The organism is Thiomonas delicata, from assembly GCF_900088825.1.
GTDB lineage: Bacteria > Pseudomonadota > Gammaproteobacteria > Burkholderiales > Burkholderiaceae_C > Thiomonas_A > Thiomonas_A delicata.
Window position 1 is genome coordinate 590,520 of record NZ_LT592170.1, and the last position, 18,660, is coordinate 609,179.

The 18,660-nt window shown below is 62.3% G+C and carries 20 protein-coding genes and 1 pseudogene; 11 read left to right on the top strand and 10 right to left on the bottom strand.

Translation table 11 applies throughout. The annotated features are described in order from the left end of the window. Positions 1–7: 7 nt before the first annotated feature. Positions 8–1,339 carry a Rieske 2Fe-2S domain-containing protein gene (locus THIARS_RS02840; RefSeq protein WP_094159378.1) on the bottom strand — a complete coding sequence of 444 codons (1,332 nt, stop codon included), beginning with the start codon at positions 1,337–1,339 and terminating at the stop codon, positions 8–10. A gap of 86 nt (positions 1,340–1,425) precedes the next feature. Between THIARS_RS02840 and THIARS_RS18760 the strand changes: the two genes are divergently transcribed. Both THIARS_RS18760 and THIARS_RS02845 read left to right on the top strand, forming a co-directional pair. After that, positions 1,426–1,629, top strand: coding sequence for a hemerythrin domain-containing protein (locus THIARS_RS18760; RefSeq protein WP_141202324.1), 204 nt, complete (start codon positions 1,426–1,428; stop codon positions 1,627–1,629). Between the two features lie 374 nt (positions 1,630–2,003). Next, positions 2,004–2,375 carry a LysR family transcriptional regulator gene (locus THIARS_RS02845; protein WP_094159379.1) on the top strand — a complete coding sequence of 124 codons (372 nt, stop codon included), beginning with the start codon at positions 2,004–2,006 and terminating at the stop codon, positions 2,373–2,375. Between the two features lie 3 nt (positions 2,376–2,378). Here THIARS_RS02845 and THIARS_RS02850 read toward each other — a convergent pair whose 3' ends face one another. From THIARS_RS02850 to THIARS_RS18765, 8 genes and pseudogenes are all read right to left on the bottom strand, one after another. Then, entirely contained in the window at positions 2,379–3,563 is a 1,185-nt protein-coding gene (locus THIARS_RS02850) for a porin (protein WP_094159380.1), read from the bottom strand. A 71-nt stretch (positions 3,564–3,634) separates the two neighbouring features. Beyond that, positions 3,635–4,435: an ABC transporter ATP-binding protein gene (locus THIARS_RS02855; RefSeq protein ID WP_245845465.1), complete on the bottom strand. Its 801-nt coding sequence runs from the start codon at positions 4,433–4,435 to the stop codon at positions 3,635–3,637. Beyond that, a complete protein-coding gene (locus THIARS_RS02860) occupies positions 4,432–5,208 on the bottom strand; it encodes an ABC transporter ATP-binding protein (RefSeq protein ID WP_094159382.1) in 777 nt (258 codons plus the stop codon). Before THIARS_RS02860 ends, THIARS_RS02855 begins: the two co-directional genes overlap by 4 nt. Positions 5,209–5,210: 2 nt before the next feature. Continuing rightward, positions 5,211–7,109, bottom strand: a complete 1,899-nt coding sequence (locus tag THIARS_RS02865) for an ABC transporter permease (RefSeq protein WP_094159383.1) — start codon at positions 7,107–7,109, stop codon at positions 5,211–5,213. Between the two features lie 15 nt (positions 7,110–7,124). Continuing rightward, positions 7,125–8,306, bottom strand: coding sequence for an ABC transporter substrate-binding protein (locus tag THIARS_RS02870; protein WP_094159384.1), 1,182 nt, complete (start codon positions 8,304–8,306; stop codon positions 7,125–7,127). Between the two features lie 336 nt (positions 8,307–8,642). Then, positions 8,643–9,217: pseudogene (locus tag THIARS_RS02875) on the bottom strand (hypothetical protein). Further along, the gene (locus THIARS_RS19225; RefSeq protein WP_425444218.1) at positions 9,190–9,468 is read right to left on the bottom strand and encodes a hypothetical protein; all 279 of its coding nucleotides are present in this window, start codon (positions 9,466–9,468) and stop codon (positions 9,190–9,192) included. The pseudogene THIARS_RS02875 and the gene THIARS_RS19225 overlap by 28 nt, the downstream one beginning before the upstream one ends. Then, entirely contained in the window at positions 9,469–9,834 is a 366-nt protein-coding gene (locus THIARS_RS18765; protein WP_222423021.1) for a hypothetical protein, read from the bottom strand. A 34-nt stretch (positions 9,835–9,868) separates the two neighbouring features. On the opposite strand from THIARS_RS18765, the gene THIARS_RS02880 reads away from it, so the two are divergent. Then, positions 9,869–10,330 carry a c-type cytochrome gene (locus THIARS_RS02880; RefSeq protein ID WP_222423022.1) on the top strand — a complete coding sequence of 154 codons (462 nt, stop codon included), beginning with the start codon at positions 9,869–9,871 and terminating at the stop codon, positions 10,328–10,330. A 71-nt stretch (positions 10,331–10,401) separates the two neighbouring features. Here the strand turns inward: THIARS_RS02880 and THIARS_RS02885 are convergent, their stop codons facing one another. Further along, on the bottom strand, positions 10,402–11,061 hold the full coding sequence (locus THIARS_RS02885; protein WP_094159386.1) for a peroxiredoxin: 660 nt from the start codon (positions 11,059–11,061) through the stop codon (positions 10,402–10,404). Between the two features lie 255 nt (positions 11,062–11,316). Here THIARS_RS02885 and THIARS_RS02890 point away from each other — a divergent pair, with 255 nt between their 5' ends. The 8 genes from THIARS_RS02890 (at position 11,317) to THIARS_RS02925 (ending at position 18,660) form a co-directional block, all read left to right on the top strand. Next, positions 11,317–12,258: a LysR family transcriptional regulator gene (locus THIARS_RS02890; RefSeq protein WP_094159387.1), complete on the top strand. Its 942-nt coding sequence runs from the start codon at positions 11,317–11,319 to the stop codon at positions 12,256–12,258. A 94-nt stretch (positions 12,259–12,352) separates the two neighbouring features. Beyond that, on the top strand, positions 12,353–13,483 hold the full coding sequence (locus tag THIARS_RS02895; RefSeq protein WP_094160591.1) for a 4-oxalomesaconate tautomerase: 1,131 nt from the start codon (positions 12,353–12,355) through the stop codon (positions 13,481–13,483). 289 nt (positions 13,484–13,772) lie between these two features. Further along, the gene (locus tag THIARS_RS02900) at positions 13,773–14,798 is read left to right on the top strand and encodes an amidohydrolase family protein (protein WP_094159388.1); all 1,026 of its coding nucleotides are present in this window, start codon (positions 13,773–13,775) and stop codon (positions 14,796–14,798) included. Positions 14,799–14,840: 42 nt separating this feature from the next. Next, entirely contained in the window at positions 14,841–15,536 is a 696-nt protein-coding gene (gene ligK / locus THIARS_RS02905) for a 4-carboxy-4-hydroxy-2-oxoadipate aldolase/oxaloacetate decarboxylase (RefSeq protein ID WP_094159389.1), read from the top strand. 1 nt (position 15,537) lies between these two features. Continuing rightward, positions 15,538–16,488 (top strand): NAD(P)-dependent oxidoreductase, encoded by a 951-nt coding sequence (locus tag THIARS_RS02910; RefSeq protein WP_094159390.1) that lies wholly within the window; start codon positions 15,538–15,540, stop codon positions 16,486–16,488. Beyond that, positions 16,485–17,405, top strand: coding sequence for an amidohydrolase family protein (locus tag THIARS_RS02915; RefSeq protein ID WP_094159391.1), 921 nt, complete (start codon positions 16,485–16,487; stop codon positions 17,403–17,405). The genes THIARS_RS02910 and THIARS_RS02915 overlap by 4 nt, the downstream gene beginning before the upstream one ends. Positions 17,406–17,407: 2 nt before the next feature. Next, positions 17,408–17,803 carry a protocatechuate 4,5-dioxygenase subunit alpha gene (gene ligA, locus THIARS_RS02920; RefSeq protein WP_094159392.1) on the top strand — a complete coding sequence of 132 codons (396 nt, stop codon included), beginning with the start codon at positions 17,408–17,410 and terminating at the stop codon, positions 17,801–17,803. Next, the gene (locus THIARS_RS02925) at positions 17,803–18,660 is read left to right on the top strand and encodes a class III extradiol dioxygenase subunit beta (RefSeq protein ID WP_094159393.1); all 858 of its coding nucleotides are present in this window, start codon (positions 17,803–17,805) and stop codon (positions 18,658–18,660) included. The genes ligA and THIARS_RS02925 overlap by 1 nt, the downstream gene beginning before the upstream one ends.

Below are 18,660 nucleotides of genomic sequence, written 5' to 3' on the forward strand. Positions count from 1 at the left end.
CTTTGGATCAACGGGAATTCACTTGATAGGCCCCCTCCGCCTCTGCGAGGCGGGGCTTGGATTGGTCTACGTCCCAGACGTAGCGCGCAGCAAAGGCGCGCCAATCCTGCTCTTTTGGAATAACACACTGGAAGGAACAGACGCCGGCCGGCGGCGCAGATTCGCCCGCGCCGATGGGCGTACTTCCGCTGTCGAATTCAGCAAGCGCGTCGAGCATGCGTTGCCGGAAGGCGACGACCGCCATGTCACTTGCGCCGAGTCGATCGCGGCTTCGATCGGCGATGCTGCCCATGGTCACCCACATCGCGATATCTTGGTTGGGAAAGCCCTTGATGCCCGTGAAGTTCCCGGCACGCATCGCCTGACGATCCTGCCAGAACCGGTTCTCATGGTTGCGGTAGGGCCGATAGCGCTCATCCAGGTCGATGCCAACGGTGTTGCCGAGGAATTTGCGCCACGTCTGGGTCTCCGGTGTCGTGCTTGGATGGCCCCATGCAATGAAATAGAAGGACGTGTTCGTGTCGTCCATCGGGATGTTCACGTTGGCCACGTTGTACAAGTTGTTCGGCGGAATCAGGACCGTGTAGGGCGCGACGAACACGGTACAACGCGCGTAGACATGCGTGGCCGCATCCTTGATCGGCCGGCGCAGCGCAGCGTAGCGAAACCCGTACGGCGTGCGCTCGACCTGCATGCGAGGGGCCTTGTCCGTCGATGGGCGCAGCCAGAGATTCGACGTGGCTTCTGCGCCGCCTACTCGAGCCGGCACCATGTCCGAGCTATGCAGGCTCGAGCTGTGCGCGCTGTCGATGGCTCCCTCCAGCACTTGCGCCCAATTGCAGGGCAGAATGGCCTTGACAATGGAAACTCGAGTATCGGCCGTCGGAGCCCACAGCGGCGGTCGGAACTCGGGGACCTGGTCGGCTGCGCCGAAATAGGCCCAGACCATTCCGCCCCACTCCTTGACGGGATAGGCCTTGTGCTTAACCTTCTCGCACAGGCCGCTTTCAGGAGGCTCGGATGGCATTTCCATGACGTTGCCGTCAACGTCCATCTTCCAGCCGTGATACAGGCACCGCAAGCCACCTTCCTCGTTGCGCCCATAGACGAGCGACACGCGGCGATGCGGACAGCTTTCCTCCAGGACGCCGACGCGCCCCTCGCTATCGCGAAACACCACGACATCCTCACCCAACACACGCGCCTTCACCGGATCACCATCGGGCTCGGCCACTTCCTCGGTCAGACAAACGGGCGTCCAGTGCTTGCGCATCAGCCGCCCCATGGGCACATCACCCTCGACGCGGCAGAGCATTTCATTTTGTTCGCGGGTCAACATAGGTTGCCTCCTTGCGCATTTCGTGGTTGAATCCGGTCACGCCTATTTGATTAGGCATCTAAGTATCATAATGCGCGAATGGCCCGATGCGCAACACGTCTAGTACAAACCCTGATGTCCCGCCTTTCCGCTGGAGCGATGCGCTGCTGCTGGGACACGGCACCATGGGTGCCACGCACAGCGAGTTCGTGGACCTTGTGGCAGCCTTGAGTCGCGCCGAGGATCGAAGACTGCCCGGCCTGCTGGGCGCGTTCATCGCGCACACGGAGGAACACTTTTCCGCCGAATAACGCTGGATGCTTCAGAGTGCCTTCCCGGCCGCGGACTGTCATCGCGACGAGCATGCTGCCGTGCTTGCCACGGTACGCACCGCTAGGCGCAAGCTTGCTGAAGGCAATGCGACCCTTTGCCGACGTGTCGTATCGGAATTGATCCACTGGTTCCTCGCCCACGTTGACCAGCTAGATTCGGCTCTGGCCCAGTGACTTTGCAAACGCCAGCACGACGCCGTGCCTCTCGTGCTCCGCCACAGCGTGGCGTGCAGCGTATTCGTCGCACCCCAGAGCAACGCACCAGAAGACCCCGGGTCGCCCCAGGTGTTCTCGCCTCATCCGGGGAGCGGACTCACAAACCGCGGCGACTGGCACAGCGCTACCGATCCAGCATGAACCTGCGCCAACTCGAATACTTCGTCCAGGTCGTCAAGGCCGGCAGCATCAACAAGGCCGCCGGCGAACTCGCCGCTTCGCAATCCGCGCTGAGCCGCCAAGTCCGCTTGCTCGAGGAGAGCCTGTCCACGACACTGCTCAAGCGCTCGCTGCGTGGAACGCATCTCACCGCCGAAGGGGGAGCGCTTGCTAGCCTACGGAACGACGATTCTCGGGCTCGTTGCAGAATCCAAGCGCAATCTACGCGGCGACGCTCAATAGCCACGTCCGACGACGGCGACCGCCCGGAGCCCACTCCCGGCGCCTGCTGGTACAACCGCAAGCAACGGGACCCTACGCGAAGCACGGCCGGCATCGAGTCGCCGTGAACCTCAGAACAGGTGGCGAAGCCCGACCGCAATCCCCGTGGAACTCTGCCCCGGCACCCCTCTGAACACGTCTGTGGCGGATCCGATGGCCAACGCCATGTGCGCATCGTTGGTCATGCGGGAATACGAAGCGTAGAGATCCGTGGCTTTCGAAAGGCTGTAGGAGTATCCGAGCGCCATCTGATGCGAAGACCCATAGACCGTGCTCGGCTGCAACACCGAATTCTGGTCGGCCCTGGTATCCGCATACGAGACCATGACTTCCCCCCGCCCCACGGGCACGGTCGCTCCCAGCATCCAGTAGATGTTGTTGCTCGCACTCGTTCCGTTCGTCGTTCCGTATGCATAGTCGCCACTGGATCGCTCATACAACGCATGAAGCGCGGCGACCCCGAAGTTATAGCTCCCGAAGACCTGGGCAACCTGGACCTTGCCGTCATTGGTCCCCCCAGCATTGGTGGTCCACGTCGAATTGGTCATCTGCAGGTAGGTCAAACCAGCGGTCAGAGGTCCGGCCGCATATTTGCCCTGCAGCGACCAGGCCCGCGGCACCTGGGATCCGCTGGCCGTGCTTGTCGGAACAGTACCTGTCAACGGCGCGAACGAGTACGCCACGGCGCCGGTGAAACCGCCGAGATGCGGAGTCGTGTACTGCACCTGCTGGGACGCGCGCAGGAACGCGAAGCCGCTCTGGATACCCGCCAACGACAGGTTGGTCATCGCGCCCGTGGTACCGTACGAAAAGGGATCCGTGGCCCCCTCGGCATCGGCGATCAGGGTGTACATGCGGCCGGCTTGCAGGGTACCGAAGTCCCCGCTCAGCCCGACCCACGCCTGACGCTGCATGAAGCCGCCCCCCGTGCAGAAACCATTGGACGGACCGACTCCGCTGTACGTCGTCGCCTGGTCCTGATTCGTGCCCGCGGCGCAAAACCCTGTCTCGACATCAAACAGCGTCGACAAGCCTCCGCCCAGATTCTCCCGTCCCTTCAACCCGATGCGAGAGCCGGATTGCACGCCCGAGCTCAACCCCGTCGACGACGTCGTGCCCCCGGCGCCATTGTTGACGCCGGTGAAATGGGCCACGCCCAGATCAATGATGCCGTAGAGCTGCACGCTCGCTCCTTGCGCATGCGCAGTTGCGGCGAACGCCGCGCCTACGGCGATGGCGAGCAAATGTCGTTTCATTTCAAGTGTCTCCTTCAGTGGATTCAATGCCCCGTGCGGGGCCGGATAAAACGCGTACCAATGCACACGCGCTACGTCTCGGCGTCAGCGCCGATGCACATGGCCATGTCCTTCGCCAACCTCCTCGCGCGCTCGCGAGAAAAGCGCGCATCAGCACCCACGCCCAGATATCGCTCCGCGACCTCGCTTGATGCGAGAAGGTCGGCCCCCCGACCAGACATTGCCACGCGCCCGTTTTCTATGACGTAGCCCCGGTCGGCGACGCTCAAGGCTGCGCGGGCATTTTGTTCCGCCAGCAGCACCGACACACCTGCGCCTCGAAGTTGCCTGATCAACTGGAACAATTCGCCGACCAGCTTCGGCGACAGACCGAGCGACGGCTCATCCAGAAGCAAGAATCTAGGGTTCGACATCAGGCCCCGAGCTATGGCGAGAATTTGCTGCTGCCCCCCGGAGAAATTGCCCACCATGTCGCCCATGCGTTCGCGCAGAACCGAGTACTGCTCGCATAGATCGTGCATGCGCTTTCGAATGGTTCCACGATCCGCTTTCTGCACCGCGTAAGCCCCGAGCATCAAGTTCTCAGCGACCGTCATCCCTGCGAAGACCTGGCGTCCTTCCGGGACATGTGCCAATCCCAGGCGAAGACGTTGCAGCGGCGTGCATGCATCGATGCGCCGGTCCATGAAAAAGATCTCCCCATGGGTTGGACGAAGCAGCCCCGAGATGACCTTCAACAACGTGGATTTGCCCGCGCCGTTCGCCCCGACGAGCGTGACGATCTCGCCTTGCCGGACTTCCAGCGAGACTTCGCTCAGTACCGGAGACGACGACGCGTATCCGGCGCTTACCACACGGCATTGCAGCATCATGCGGGCACTTCCTCACCCAGGTACGCTCGCAGGACCTGAGGATGCGTTTGAATTTCCTGGGCAGTGCCACAGGCCACAACGGCGCCTGCCTCCAGCGCCACGACGGCATCGGCAATTCCCATCACCAGGGGCATGTTGTGCTCCACGATGAGTACCGTGACGCCAGTATCTCGGATTGCAAGCAGCAGTTCAGCCAGTTCCGTCGTCTCGCTGTCGTTCAACCCAGCCGCCGGTTCGTCCAGAAGCAGTAAGCGTGGCTTCGCCATCAATGCGCGCAAGACATCGAGCAGCTTCTGGGCTCCCATCGGAAGATCCTGCGCCTCTTGATTTCGCAGATGCCCCAGGCCGACGAGATCGAGAAGCTCCGTTGCACACTTGCGAAGCTCGCGCTCTTCAGCCCTCACCGCAGGCGACCAAGCCAACTGCGCAAGCAAGCCCTGTTGAAGCCGGCGGTGCCGACCCACCATGAGGTTGTCCAGCACGGTCATTCCCGGAAAGACTCGTGCGGTCTGAAAGGTCCGAATCAAGCCCATCTGCGCGATACGCACGGGTGCCAGCCCGTCGATGCGCTGGCCGTCATAGATGACCCGTCCGCTGTCCGGTCGGATCAAACTCGTGATCAGATTGAACAGGGTCGTCTTGCCAGCTCCGTTCGGACCGATCAAGGCAGTAATCTCCCCACGACGTACTCCGAACGAAACGTCGACGGTCGCTCGCAGCCCGCCGAAGGCAAGATTCAGGTCGTGCACGTCAAGCAGATTGGATGCAATCATGATCAAGCCACGAGGTTCGCAATACGGGAGGTGGGGGTGCGTCGGCACGGCCGCCAAGTCACGAAATGCATCACGGAGCCGAAGATTCCCTCGGGCAGGTAAAGAAAGCACAGCATGAGCAGTACGCCGTCGGCAAAGGTCTTCCACTGCGCCAACGGCTGGAAGAGCGCAGGCAATAGCGTCAGCAGCGTCGCGCCGAAGATCGGTCCGATGAGCGTCCCCTCGCCACCGATGACCATCATCGCGACCAGTTCGATCGAACGCGAGGTCCCGACCATGTCGGGTGACAGGAAGTGGAACTCGAAGGCATACAGGCTTCCCGCCAGGGACGCCAGCGCTGCGCTGATCGAGAAGGCGATCAACTTGCATCGAACCACATCGATCCCCAGCGCCGCCGCAGCGGTCTGGTCGGTTCGGATGGCCTTCAGGGCGCGCCCGAAACCCGATCGTGCCAAACCTCCGAGCAGGATCGTCACGAGCATGCCGAGCGATGCCACGAGGCCATACATCGCGATCGGGCTCCCAAAATCCCAGGCCCCGACGCTGAAGGAAGGAATTCCGACCATTCCCGAAGGCCCGCCCGTGATGTCGTTGAGCCCGACCGCCGCGGAGTGAATTAGGAGTCCGAAAGCCAACGTGGCCAGCGCCAGATACAGTCCGCGCAGGCGCAAAGTGACGACGGACAGAATCAACGCGGCGGCAACCGAAAGGGCAATGCCCGCGAGCACGCCGATGAGCGGTGACCATCCATGCTGAATGACGAGATATCCGGCTGCGTAGCCCCCGATCGCCATGAAGCCGGCCTGCCCCAGACTGACCTGGCCTGCATACCCCATCAGCAAGTCCAACCCGGCCAACGCGATATAGAGTATGCCGGCGATGATCAGACTGCTCATCACGAGCCCTTGGCCCACCACGAACGGCAACAGGACCAGGACAAGGAACCCGAGAGTGCCGCCAGCCACGAGACCACGACGCGAAAGATGAACGGCACGCCTCCAGAGGCGGTGCTCCTCTGCCGAATCCTGCCTCTTCGACGGCCCGGAGCGGATCAACCCCGTGGGGCGCCAGACCAGGACCGCCAGCAAGAGCGCCAATGCGATGGCATTGCTGTACAGCGACGACAGGTAGGCCGTGGCCAACTGTTCGACGATGCCCAGCAAGAGCCCGCCCACGATCGCGCCGGGCAGCGAGCCCAGGCCCCCGATCACCGCGGCAATGAAACCGGAGATCGTGAACAGACGCCCGGTGTCGAACTGCAATGACGTCGTCGGCGCGATCACGATGCCGGCGACGGCCCCGATCAGCGCCGCGATGACAAAGCTCATGCCTTGCACGCGCCGCACGCTGATGCCCATCAGCAGCGCCGCAGTAGGATTCTGGGCGCAGGCGCGTAGCGCCTTGCCAAAGGGCGTGCGATACAAGGCCCAACCGAGCACCCCGACGATGACGAATGCGCTGGCGATCACCCAGACTCCCTGCACCGGCATCGAGACCCCCCCAAGGCTCAGCGGCGGGTGGTCGGAGAACGCGGGCGAGGCGTAGGGCTGGCTACCCCAGACCACGAGCGTCACACCCTCGAAAAACGTCAACATGCCCAGCGTGAGCATGAGCATGTTGGCGTGGGAAAGACGCTGCAGCCCCGGGACGAACGCGACGACGGCGAGCAGCGCGCTGATGGCTGCGGTGGCAACCAGGGCGGCCAGCGCCGCCGCGGAAAGCTGCCACCCGTGATCGACCTGCAGGCTGTACGTCATCAGTGCAGCCAGCACGCAGAACGCCCCCTGCGCCAGGCTCACGATATTCGTCACCCTGTAGATCAGGGAAAATCCCAGCCCGATCAAGGCGTATATCACCCCGACTTGGATCCCGCCGAGCGTGATCTGCAAGAATTCCGTCATCGCGTCGACCTGCCCTCAAGACAACGGCTTGCCGCCCGGGGCGCTCACCGGCTTCCAGGTTCCAGCCGCCGCATCCCATTCTGTGATGTAGACGTTCTTGTCGCCCAGGCCGCGCTGCGGGAACACCTTGAAGTCATAGCGTCCGTTGACGCCGTAGATTTCCTTCTGCGAGGCGAGATACGCACGCACTTGCTCGGCGGTTGCAGTCGGGCCGAGCTTGCGCAGAGCCTTGACCACCAGCAGGGCGGGATCCCACGCGAACGTTGCTGCGGCATCCGGCTTCATGCCGGCTTCCCGGAAGGACCCGAACAGCCTGGCCTTAGCCACGACCTGACCCTGCGGCGCGTTGGACGGTGCCCCCGGGAGCCATTCCGGCGAAGGGATAAGCAACTGATTGGGCAGGAAGCTTGCATACTGCTTCATCTGCGCATAGGTCATATTGCCGTCGGTGGTCGCCACGGGGATGTTCAGGCCGGCATCGGCCAGGCCCTTGAACACGGTTCCGATCGCCGAGCCGGTCGACCAAGCGATCAGCGCCTGCGGCTTGCTCGCCTTGATACGCTCGATCTGCGCGCTGGCGCTGACGTCCGTCGGGTTGAACGAGGCCTTGGCGACGATGTCGATGCGATTGAATTCAGGCAGCGGCAGGAGTGCGGAAAGGTTGTGCCGCACATCCTCGCCCGAGGCGTCCGTGCTGTTGATCACGGCCACGCGCGTCCAGCCCTTGGCGAGAAAGTAGCGAAGCTGGGCAGCGAGCAAGTCCCGGGTTGCGATGCTGGAGGAGAAGACGTAGCCACCTGATCGGGGATGAATTCCCGGCGAGAAGCAGTACATCACCGGGCCATGGCTCATCAGCGGCGACATGGCGTTGCACAGCGCCACCACGGCCGAGCCCAGGACGACCGCCGGATGCGAGACAACCAGTTGCGACGCCAATTGCACGGCGGTCTGCGGGCTGGACTGGTCGTCGTGGAACACGAAGTGCACGGAGCGCCCCCCGATTCCGTTCGCCCCCTGCAACTGCGTCTGCATGCGCTCCAATGCAATTTGCTCGGCCTTGCCGAGGAAGGCGACCGGACCCGTCAAGGGCAAGACCACATTGATGTCGTACGGCTGCGTGCCGGCCTGCGCGGCGGATGCAATCCCCAGAGCGCCCAGCGCCAGCGCAGCGACTCCAGCCCATGACTTGATACCCATATATCCTCCTCCTGAAATGACTCTTCCCCGGACCCTCACGCGGCTGCGGGGCCTCGAGACTTCGACGTGCAATGCCTCGGATCAGCGCCTGTGCGGCGCCCCTATTTATTAGTCGACTAAGTTTTATCCTAGATCAAGGACAGAAGTCCGGCAACGTAGTAATTACCCGGAGCAACGTGCGATTCCTGCGGTATCAGGCGTCTGCAGAGCCAGCAAATCCCGTCGCCGAACCCCACGATGGAGCGCGGTCATACGGGCTCCGCGACACCGCGAGTAGCCCGGAGGCAAGACGCACGTCGGGCTGCTCGCCGCCTTGGCGCGCAGCCGCAGCGTGGGTCAGGCTGGCCGCGCGGCAGGCTCCGACTGTGCCTGCGTGCCCGCATCGCTGCCCCACACGTAGCAAGCGTCGTGGGCGCGCCAATTACGCTCCTTGGGCAGAATCGCCTGGAACGAGCAGACACTGGCGGGAACCGCGGCCACCCCGACCCCGATGGGCACGTCGCCGGCCTCGAAGGCTGCAATGCGTCCAGCGTGCGCTGCCGGAATTCGACGATCGCCAAATCGCTGGCACCGAGTCGGTCCCGGGAGCGATCTGCGATCGGCCCCATGGTCACCCACATCGCGAAATCCTGATTGGGAATGCCGTAAATGCCGGTGAAATTGCCGGCCTTCATCGCCTGGCGGTCCTAGCGGTTGTCGTGGTTGCGCAGCAGGCGATAGCGCTCGTCGAGATCGACGCCACGCACATTGCCCAGGAACTGGCGCCACGTGGCCGTCTCTGGCGTGGTGGCAGGGTGTCCCCATGCGATGAAGTAGAAGGCGGCCGTCGTGTCATCCATGGGAACGTTGACGTTGGCAACGTTGTAGAGATTGTTCGGAGGAATCAACACGGTATACGGCGCCACGAACACAGTGCAGCGGCTATAGACATGACATGCGATGCCGCATGGTTGATGGGGCGTCGCATGTCGGCGTAGCGGAACCCGTAGGCGGTACGCTCGACCTGCATGCGCGGAGCCTTGTCGGTAGACGGGCGCAGCCAGCGCGTGCCGGTTGCCTCGGCACCGTCGACCCGCGCCGAAACCATGTCGGAACTGTGAAGGTTCGAGCTATGCGTGCTGTCGATCTCGCGCCTTCGAGAATCTGTGCCGCGGTCGGGCATCTACAGGATGCGCTTCGCGCCGGAAGTCTCTCGAAATTTGAGGTTGCCGCCTCGCGGGCGCTGGAAAACCTGGAGATGGCGCAAGGCCGGACGGACGAATACGACGCTCTGGGCGGCATGGCCGGCACGCTCGCCAACACCGAACTGGCTGTGCCCGCCGGAGCAACCATGCTCGACGGCTGCATGAGGCCGCGAAAACCTGGCTACGGCGTCTATCAAGGGTATCTCGTATATCAGGCTGTGTCCCTCGACAACGGTGGAACGCTTCTCACCAACCCAGGCGGACGATACATCAAAAGGAATGGCAATATGCTTATTTTTTACACGGCTGCAGCACCTGTTGTGCAGCAGCATTGCGCCGAGCATGCGGTGGCGGCAACGGTTCGCACAACGCCCGCACTTGTCAAGGTGGCCCAGGCCCGCGCCCAAGCGCGCCCAAGCGCGCCCAAGCACGCTGATCAAGGCGACGAACGGCGCGATCTATACGACAGCGCAGGCCAAGCAGGGAGAAGCGATTTACACGCAGAGTTGCGCGAGCTGCCACGGGACGAACCTGCAAGGTGTCGCCGCGCCAGCAATCGCAGGCAAGGACTTTCTGGGCACGGCGCAGAAGAACGGCTGGACCATCGGAATCCTGCGCACGATTGTGACCGAGAACATGCCGTTCAACAATCCAGGGTCACTCACGGCCGGCCAGTATGCCGAGGTCTTGGCCTATCTCCTCGCCGCAAATTGTTACCCAGCCGGCACGACGCCCTTCCCCGAGCATGCAACGGCGAACCTGGCTCATTTGAAGATTACCGAACCATCGCATCTGGCCGGCACGCCGGATCGATTTGGCGTGTGCTCTGTCGTCCCGTAAACCGCCAGAGCGATGGTGGTGCGGGGTGGCCCGTTGTCCTCCAACACCAATCGCGCGGCAGTCCATCGGCATCATTTGGGCTGGGGCGTGAACCGCAGATAAGGCTTCGGCGCTCTCCACCCACCCGGAAATTTTTGCTTGGCGGCCTCGTCGCTGACCGACGTCGGAATGATGACATCATCTCCAGGGCGCCAATTCACGGGTGTGGCCACGCCATGCTTCGCGGTCAACTGCAACCCGTCGAGCAGCCGCAGAACCTCGTCGAAATTGCGTCCGTTGCTCATCGGATAGACCAGGATGGCTTTGATCTTCTTGTCCGGGCCGATGAAAAACACCGATCGCACCGTCGCATTGTCCGCAGCCGTCCTGCCATCGGCTGCGCCCGCCTCGGACGCCGGCAGCATGTCGTACAGCTTGGCGACTTCGAGCTTCGTGTCGCCGATGATCGGGTAGTTCGGCGCGATTCCCTGGGTTTCAGCAATGTCTTGCGCCCAAACCCGGTGTTCGGCCACGGGGTCAACAGACAGGCCAATGATCTTGCAGCCTCGCCTATCGAACTCCGGTTTCAGCTTGGCCATGTTGCCGAGTTCCGTGGTGCAGATGGGGGTAAAGTCCTTCGGATGGGAAAACAAAATGGCCCAGCTATCCCCAATCCACGCATGGAAGCGGATAGGACCCTCGGTTGTCTCGGCCGTAAAGTCGGGGGCGATGTGACCCAGTCGCAAGCTCATCGTTGGTCTCCTTGCTAGCCGCCACCGGATTGGTGGCATGTCTGCAAGCTTAGGAGCCTTGCGCAGCATGATGAAGGAATGGTTTCTTATGCCGCCATAACAAAAAGAAGTTTGGATCGCGCGGCGTCACGCCTCATTTGCCTCAAACTGTCTGCCAGCGGTTTCCGCCGACTCTGAAAGAATGCAGACCACAGGATCGCCTCGTTGCTTTGCGTCGCAAGACCCGTCCATCCAACCCTATAGGTGCAACAAACGATGAACCTCAGGCAACTCGAGTACTTCATCCGTGTCGCAGAACTAGGCAGTCTGAGCAAGGCTGCGCTCATCCTCAATGTCGCCCAACCGGCGCTCAGTCGGCAGATTCGGCTGCTGGAAACGGATCTGCGCACCAGCTTGCTTCAAAGAACAGGGCGAGGCGTGGTCCTGACCGACGCCGGGAAACGGCTGTTCGATCACAGCATCGGGATCCTGCAACTTGTGGCCCAGGCACGCGAGGGCCTGGAGGCCACCCGCAATGAGCCCACCGGTCATGTCGTGATTGGTCTTCCGCCGAGCATAGGCCGCATCTTGACCCTGCCCCTAGTGGAAGCGTTCCGTGATTCGCTGACGAAGGCTCGATTGACAATCGTCGAAGGTCTGTCGACGCACATCACCGAATGGATTTCAACAGGACGTGTGGACGTCGGCTTCGTGCACAATCCCGAATCGCAACTGGCAATCGAGACGCGGCCGGTTCTAGACGAACCGCTTTGCCTCGTCAGTCCCGCAAAAATACCGCTCCCGGTGGGCAGGAACGGGCGCGAAAAAACGGACAAAACCCTTCCGTTCAACGAACTGCCCAATTATCCGCTGGTCATTCCCGAGCGCACCCACGCCATCCGCAAGCTACTTGAAACACAGGCCGCACTGGCGGGGATCAAGCTACAGATTGCATGGGAAGTCTCGAGCGTGCAGTCCATACTGGAACTTGTGCGCACAGGCCATGGTTACGCGGTGCTTACACACAGTGCGGTCCTCGCTACGGGCAACCCCAGGGACTACTGTGCCTACCCACTGTCAGACCCCAAGATCATCAGCAAGTTGAGCCTTGCCAACTCGGCCTACAAGCCCATGACACCTCTGGTCAGCCACATGATGCAATTGCTCAGCACGCTCGTGATCCAGCGCGTCACCGGCGACGCCCATATCAATTCGTGATAGCTGCTAGCGCGCTAATCCCCCTTGGTGTCCAAGTTTCGGCTCGCCATAATTAGGCTCCTCCACGTCGGCCTCGATGGGCAAGAGTCCAGTCATGCAAATACAAATCCCATGCCTGTTCATGCGCGGCGGCACCTCGCGCGGGCCATTCTTCAACGAGGAGGATCTGCCGACTGACATCCCCACGCGCGACCGGGTACTCCTGGCCGTGATGGGCTCGCCCGATAAAAGGCAGATCAACGGACTGGGAGGAGCCCACCCGCTCACGAGCAAGGTCGGCATCGTGCGCAGGAGCGAGGTCGTCGGCGTTGACGTCGATTTCCTGTTCGCCCAGCTGCAACCCGATCGGGACACTGTCGATACCACACCGAACTGCGGCAACATGCTGGCTGCGGTCGTTCCCTTCGCCTTGGAAACAGGCATGGTCCACGCCAAGGGCGAGGTCAGCACCTTCCGCGTGCTCACCCGCAACACGGGCATGCAGTGCGACATCACGGTGCAAACTCCCGGTGGCAGGGTCAACTATGAAGGAAACGCGCGCATCGACGGTGTACCGGGAACCGCCGCCCCAATCAAGATCAACTTTCTCGACACCGCAGGATCGGTCTGCGCAGGACTGCTGCCGACCGGGCACGTGCGCGACACCGTGACCGTGGACGGCGCCGGTTTCGCAACCTTCACCATCGATGTCACCTGCATCGACAACGGCATGCCGCTGGTCATCATGCGCGCGGTCGACCTGGACCGCACAGGCTACGAAACGGTTTCCGAACTCAATAACGACGAAGTACTCAAAGCCAGGCTCGAAGCCCTGCGCCTGAAGTGCGGAACCCTGATGGGCCTGGGTGACGTGACGGCCAAGAACTACCCGAAGATGTGCCTGATCTCCTCACCCAAGCACGGCGGCAGCATTTCCACGCGCTGTTTCATTCCCCATGTCTGTCACGATGCCATTGGCGTGCTCGCAGCAGTCACGGTCGGCACCGCCTGCGTCATGCAAGGCTCGGTAACGACGGGGATCGCGGAAGTTCCACCGTCGTCCCCGAAAACCATTTCGGTCGAACACCCCACGGGTGAGTTCAGTGTTGAGCTCGAAATCGATCCGCACAACGCCCAGAACGTCACCAGCGCGGCACTGCTGCGAACAGCGCGCCTGATCATGCGCGGCGATGTGATGATTCCCGCTGCCGCGTGGCCCTCCCGGGATGACCAGGAGACGGCGTGATGCCCACCGCAAGCCCTTTCATGACAAGAATCGAGGCGCGACAAGACCTCGTGCATGGACGAACGTTCGCCCCCTTTGCACGAGCCGGGGCCGGGTGCCTGCGCGACATTCACACGGAATGCGCATGAGATCCGAACAGCGGTACCAGCCAACACGCGTATGCGGTTCGAGGCGGCATCTCCGTCTTTGAAGACACCTGCATCAAGCGCCGACAAGGGCCCGGGCACACGAAAGAATCCGGGCCGCCAGACAACGAGACAAACCCAACGCACATACGGGAGGCATTTCCATGATCATCGACTGCCATGGCCACTACACCACGGCACCCAAGGCACTGGAGGACTGGCGCAAGCGACAGATTGACAATCTGACCACGCCCGAGCTCGGCCCAAAGCCGGCGGAGCTGAATATCAGCGACGACGAACTGCGCGAGAGCATTGAGGCGAACCAGCTCAAGCTGATGCGGCAGCGTGGCAGCGACCTCACCATCTTCTCCCCGCGCGCCAGCTTCATGGCGCACCACATCGGCGACTTCAAGGTCTCCAGCACATGGGCGGCGATCTGCAACGAGCTGTGCTACCGCGTCTCGCAACTCTTCCCGGACCATTTCATTCCAGCCGCGATGCTGCCTCAGAGCCCGGGCGTCGATCCGGCAACCTGCATCCCCGAGCTGGTCAAGTGCGTCGAACAGTACGGGAATGTCGCGATCAACCTGAACCCCGACCCCTCAGGTGGCCACTGGAAGGAACCGCCGCTCACCGACCGCCACTGGTACCCCATCTACGAGAAGATGGTTGAGTACGACATCCCGGCGATGATCCATGTCAGCACCAGTTGCAATGCCTGCTTCCACACCACTGGCGCGCACTACATCAACGCCGACACCACGGCAGTGATGCAACTGATCCAGGGCGATTTGTTCAGGGATTTTCCAACGCTGAGGTTCGTGATCCCACATGGCGGCGGCGCGGCGCCCTACCACTGGGGCCGCTACCGAGGCTTGGCGCAGGAACTCAAGAAGCCGCTGCTCAAAGACCACCTGCTGAACAACGTCTTTTTTGACACCTGCGTCTACCACCAACCCGGCCTTGACCTGCTGATCAAGGTGATCCCGGTCGACAACATCCTGTTCGCCTCCGAGATGATCGGCGCGGTGCGTGGCATCGACCCCGAAACCGGCCATTACTACGACGATACCAAGCGCTACATCGAAGCCGCGGCCATCGACCCCGTACAGCGCGACAAAATTTTTGAAGGCAACGCCCGCCGCGTCTACCCGCGCCTGGACGCAGCGCTGAAAGCACGCGGTCGCTAGCCAATCCAGCCTCCACACCCAAGACAAACCGACACACGCACCATGAGCACGCCATTGAACAACCTGGGCATCGTCAAACGCAACATCATGCGCGCCGACAAGGCGGCAGTGGACAGGCTGTACGACTTCGGCACGGCAACCGTACACGAGGCCATGGGCCGCGTCGGGCTGATGAAACCTTACATGCGCCCGATCTATCCCGGCGCGAAGCTTTGCGGAACCGCGGTCACCGTGCTGTTGCAACCCGGTGACAACTGGATGCTGCACGTCGTGGCCGAGCAGATCCGAGGCGGCGATGTGGTCGTTGCGGCCTGCACGACCGACAACGAGGACGGCTTCTTCGGCGACCTGCTGGCGACCTCGTTCAAGGCCCGTGGCGCGAATGGACTGGTCATCGACGGTGGCGTGCGGGACGTGCGCGATCTCACCACCATGCAGTTTCCGGTGTTCAGCCGCGCCATCAGCGCCAAGGGCACGGTCAAGGCCACGCTGGGATCGGTCAACATTCCCGTAGTGTGCGCGGGAGCGCTGGTCCAGCCCGGTGATGTCGTCGTGGCCGATGACGACGGCGTGGTCATCGTGCCAGCCGCGTTGGCCCACCAGGTCGCCGATGCCGCCGCCGCGCGCGAAGCCAACGAAGCCGACAAGCGCCAGAAGCTGGCCTCCGGCGTACTCGGGCTCGACATGTACAAGATGCGTGAGCCGCTCGAAAAACTCGGGTTGAAGTACATCGATTGAGATGAGCAGCACAGAACAACCCCTCCAATGGCGTATCGGTCTCATCGGCTATGGCGAAGTCGGTCGCATCCTGGCCGAAGACCTGCGCCAGCAAAACATCGTGGTCAGCGCTTATGACGTGAAACTCGGAACCGCTGCCGAGTCCCCCCTGCGGGAACACGCATCCAGATTCGGCGTAACCCTGGCCGCCAGTGTCACAGAATTGGCCGTCACGGCCGACCTGATCATTTCAGCGGTCACAGCGAGCCAGGCCATGGCGGTGGCCGCAGACTGCGCTGACGCGATCCGCGCCAACGCCTGGTTTCTCGATTTCAACTCTGCCTCGCCAGGCGCCAAGATCCGTGCTGCGGAAAGCGTCGAGGCGGCCGGCGGCCGCTATGTCGAGGGCGCCGTGATGACCTCGGTTCCGCCGCACCGCATCCGCGTCCCGCTGCTCCTCGGCGGCCCGCACGCGCGGACACTGGAGCCGCTGCTCAAGGCCGTGGGCTTTCAGGCGCAGGTCACATCGGAGAAACTCGGTGTCGCATCGGCCACGAAAATGTGCCGCAGCGTCATGATCAAGGGTCTGGAAGCCATGGTCATCGAAAGCCTCACCACATCCCGCGCCTACGGAGTTGAAGACCGCGTGCTGGAATCGCTGGCTGAGACATTTCCCGGGATCGACTGGGAAAGGCAGGCGACCTATTTTTTCCAGCGTGTGATCGAACATGGCCGGCGCCGCAGCGAGGAGGTTCGTGAAGTGGCCGAGACGGTCCGCGAGGCCGGCCTGACGCCGTGGTCGTCGAGCGGTACCGCAGAACGCCAGTCGTGGGTCGCCGATCTTGCCGATCAGGGCGTCTTTGGAGCACGCGGCGAACCCGCTTTCGCCCGCAGCCCGGACTGGCGCACCGAAGCCGACCGCATTCTGGCGCGCATCGACAACGAGAACTCCAACAAGGACCGCATGGCATGAGCTTCGAAAAAACACCCGGCTGGCTCGACTGGTATCCAGGCCCATCCAGACCTGCCTTCCGGCTTCCGCCAGGAAGCGTGGACGCGCACTGCCACGTTTTCGGCCCCGGCGCTGAATTCCCCTATGCGCCGGAACGCAAGTACACCCCCTGCGATGCCAGCAAGCATCAGCTCTACGCGCTGCGCGATCACCTCGGTTTTGCCCGCAACGTGGTCGTGCAGGCGACCTGCCACGGCGCCGACAATCGGGCCATGATCGATGCTCTGATCCACTCCGGCGGCAAGGCTCGCGGCGTCGCAACCGTGCGGCGCGCGGTCACGGATGATGAACTGCGGCAGATGCACGCCGCGGGGGTTCGGGGCGTGCGCTTCAATTTCGTCAAGCGCCTGGTCGACTTCACGCCGAAGGACGAGCTGCTGGAAATCGCCAGCCGCATCGCACCGCTGGGTTGGCATGTGGTGATTTATTTCGAGGCCGTGGACCTGCCTGAGCTGTGGGACTTCTTCACCGCGCTTCCGACCACCGTGGTGGTCGATCACATGGGCCGCCCCGATGTGACCAAGCCGGTAGACGGTCCCGAGTTTGCGCTGTTCCTGCAATTCATGCGGGATCACACTAATGTCTGGAGCAAGGTGAGTTGCCCCGAACGCCTGTCGGTCAGCGGGCCGCCTGCGCTGGGCGGCGAGCGAAACGCCTATCGCGACGTCGTGCCCTTCGCACGGCGTGTGGTGGAGTCTTTCCCCGATCGCGTGTTGTGGGGAACCGACTGGCCGCATCCGAACCTGAAAAGCCATATGCCGGATGACGGCCTGCTGGTTGATTTCATTCCACACATCGCGGTGACACCGGAACTGCAGACGAAGTTGTTGGTCACCAATCCGATGCGCTTGTACTGGCCCGAACAGGAAGGAGCTTGAACATGGCCCTCGACAAACCCTATAAGGACGTCCCCGGTACGACGATCTTCGACGCGGAGCAATCGCGCAAGGGCTATTGGCTGAATCAATTCTGCATGTCGCTGATGAAGGCAGAAAACCGCGCGCGTTTCAAGGCCGACGAACGCGCCTACCTGGATGAATGGCCGATGACCGAGGAGCAGAAGCAGGCTGTACTGGCCCGCGACCTCAACCGCTGCATCGCCCTGGGTGGCAACATTTATTTCCTGGCCAAGATCGGTGCCACGGACGGCAAGAGTTTCCAACAGATGGCCGGCAGCATGACCGGCATGACCGAAGAGGAATACCGCAACATGATGATCCATGGTGGACGCTCGCCGGATGGCAACCGCTACACCCGCGAATGGGAGGACAGGTGATGGCCCGGATCACCGCCAGTGTCTACACCTCGCACGTCCCGGCCATCGGCGCCGCCATCGATCTGGGCAAGACCGCCGAGCCATATTGGCAGCCGGTCTTCGCCGGTTATGAAAAATCGAAGCAATGGATGAGGGACAACACGCCGGATGTCATCTTCCTCGTCTACAACGATCATGCCACCGCGTTCAGCCTGGAGATGATTCCGACGTTCGCGATTGGCTGCGCTGCGGAATTCCAGCCCGCAGACGAAGGCTGGGGGCCACGCCCGGTGCCGAAGGTGATCGGCCATCCTGAATTGGCCTCGCACATCGCGCAATCGGTGATCCAGGATGACTTCGACCTGACCATCGTCAACAAAATGGACGTCGACCACGGCCTGACAGTTCCCCTGTCGCTCATGTGCGGTCAACCCGCGGCCTGGCCTTGTCCGGTGATCCCCTTCGCGGTCAATGTCGTGCAGTATCCAGTACCTTCCGGCCGACGTTGTTTCATGCTCGGACAGGCGATCCGCAAGGCCATCGCGTCCTTCGACGCGCCGCTGAAGGTACAGATCTGGGGCACCGGTGGCATGAGCCATCAGCTGCAAGGGCCACGCGCGGGGCTGATCAACCAGGAATTCGACAACGCCTTCCTCGATCAATTGATCGCAGATCCCGCGGCTCTGTCAAACAAGCCGCACATCGACTACGTGCGCGAAGCTGGTTCGGAAGGCATCGAGCTGGTCATGTGGCTGATCGCGCGTGGAGCCATGGCCGACGTCAACGGTGCCGGCGCCAAACCGACGGTCAGGCACCGTTTCTACCATGTTCCGGCCTCGAATACGGCCGTTGGACACCTGATTCTGGAGAACAACTGA

What these genes read in the sequence shown, in the direction of transcription:
- THIARS_RS02840 (WP_094159378.1), bottom strand. Translation starts at nt 1,339, where the DNA reads ATGTTGACCCGCGAACAAAATGAAATGCTCTGCCGCGTCGAGGGTGAT.
- THIARS_RS18760 (WP_141202324.1), top strand. Translation starts at nt 1,426, where the DNA reads ATGCGCAACACGTCTAGTACAAACCCTGATGTCCCGCCTTTCCGCTGG.
- THIARS_RS02845 (WP_094159379.1), top strand. Translation starts at nt 2,004, where the DNA reads ATGAACCTGCGCCAACTCGAATACTTCGTCCAGGTCGTCAAGGCCGGC.
- THIARS_RS02850 (WP_094159380.1), bottom strand. Translation starts at nt 3,563, where the DNA reads ATGAAACGACATTTGCTCGCCATCGCCGTAGGCGCGGCGTTCGCCGCA.
- THIARS_RS02855 (WP_245845465.1), bottom strand. Translation starts at nt 4,435, where the DNA reads ATGATGCTGCAATGCCGTGTGGTAAGCGCCGGATACGCGTCGTCGTCT.
- THIARS_RS02860 (WP_094159382.1), bottom strand. Translation starts at nt 5,208, where the DNA reads ATGATTGCATCCAATCTGCTTGACGTGCACGACCTGAATCTTGCCTTC.
- THIARS_RS02865 (WP_094159383.1), bottom strand. Translation starts at nt 7,109, where the DNA reads ATGACGGAATTCTTGCAGATCACGCTCGGCGGGATCCAAGTCGGGGTG.
- THIARS_RS02870 (WP_094159384.1), bottom strand. Translation starts at nt 8,306, where the DNA reads ATGGGTATCAAGTCATGGGCTGGAGTCGCTGCGCTGGCGCTGGGCGCT.
- THIARS_RS19225 (WP_425444218.1), bottom strand. Translation starts at nt 9,468, where the DNA reads ATGCCCGACCGCGGCACAGATTCTCGAAGGCGCGAGATCGACAGCACG.
- THIARS_RS18765 (WP_222423021.1), bottom strand. Translation starts at nt 9,834, where the DNA reads ATGCTCGGCGCAATGCTGCTGCACAACAGGTGCTGCAGCCGTGTAAAA.
- THIARS_RS02885 (WP_094159386.1), bottom strand. Translation starts at nt 11,061, where the DNA reads ATGAGCTTGCGACTGGGTCACATCGCCCCCGACTTTACGGCCGAGACA.
- THIARS_RS02890 (WP_094159387.1), top strand. Translation starts at nt 11,317, where the DNA reads ATGAACCTCAGGCAACTCGAGTACTTCATCCGTGTCGCAGAACTAGGC.
- THIARS_RS02895 (WP_094160591.1), top strand. Translation starts at nt 12,353, where the DNA reads ATGCAAATACAAATCCCATGCCTGTTCATGCGCGGCGGCACCTCGCGC.
- THIARS_RS02900 (WP_094159388.1), top strand. Translation starts at nt 13,773, where the DNA reads ATGATCATCGACTGCCATGGCCACTACACCACGGCACCCAAGGCACTG.
- ligK (WP_094159389.1), top strand. Translation starts at nt 14,841, where the DNA reads ATGAGCACGCCATTGAACAACCTGGGCATCGTCAAACGCAACATCATG.
- THIARS_RS02910 (WP_094159390.1), top strand. Translation starts at nt 15,538, where the DNA reads ATGAGCAGCACAGAACAACCCCTCCAATGGCGTATCGGTCTCATCGGC.
- THIARS_RS02915 (WP_094159391.1), top strand. Translation starts at nt 16,485, where the DNA reads ATGAGCTTCGAAAAAACACCCGGCTGGCTCGACTGGTATCCAGGCCCA.
- ligA (WP_094159392.1), top strand. Translation starts at nt 17,408, where the DNA reads ATGGCCCTCGACAAACCCTATAAGGACGTCCCCGGTACGACGATCTTC.
- THIARS_RS02925 (WP_094159393.1), top strand. Translation starts at nt 17,803, where the DNA reads ATGGCCCGGATCACCGCCAGTGTCTACACCTCGCACGTCCCGGCCATC.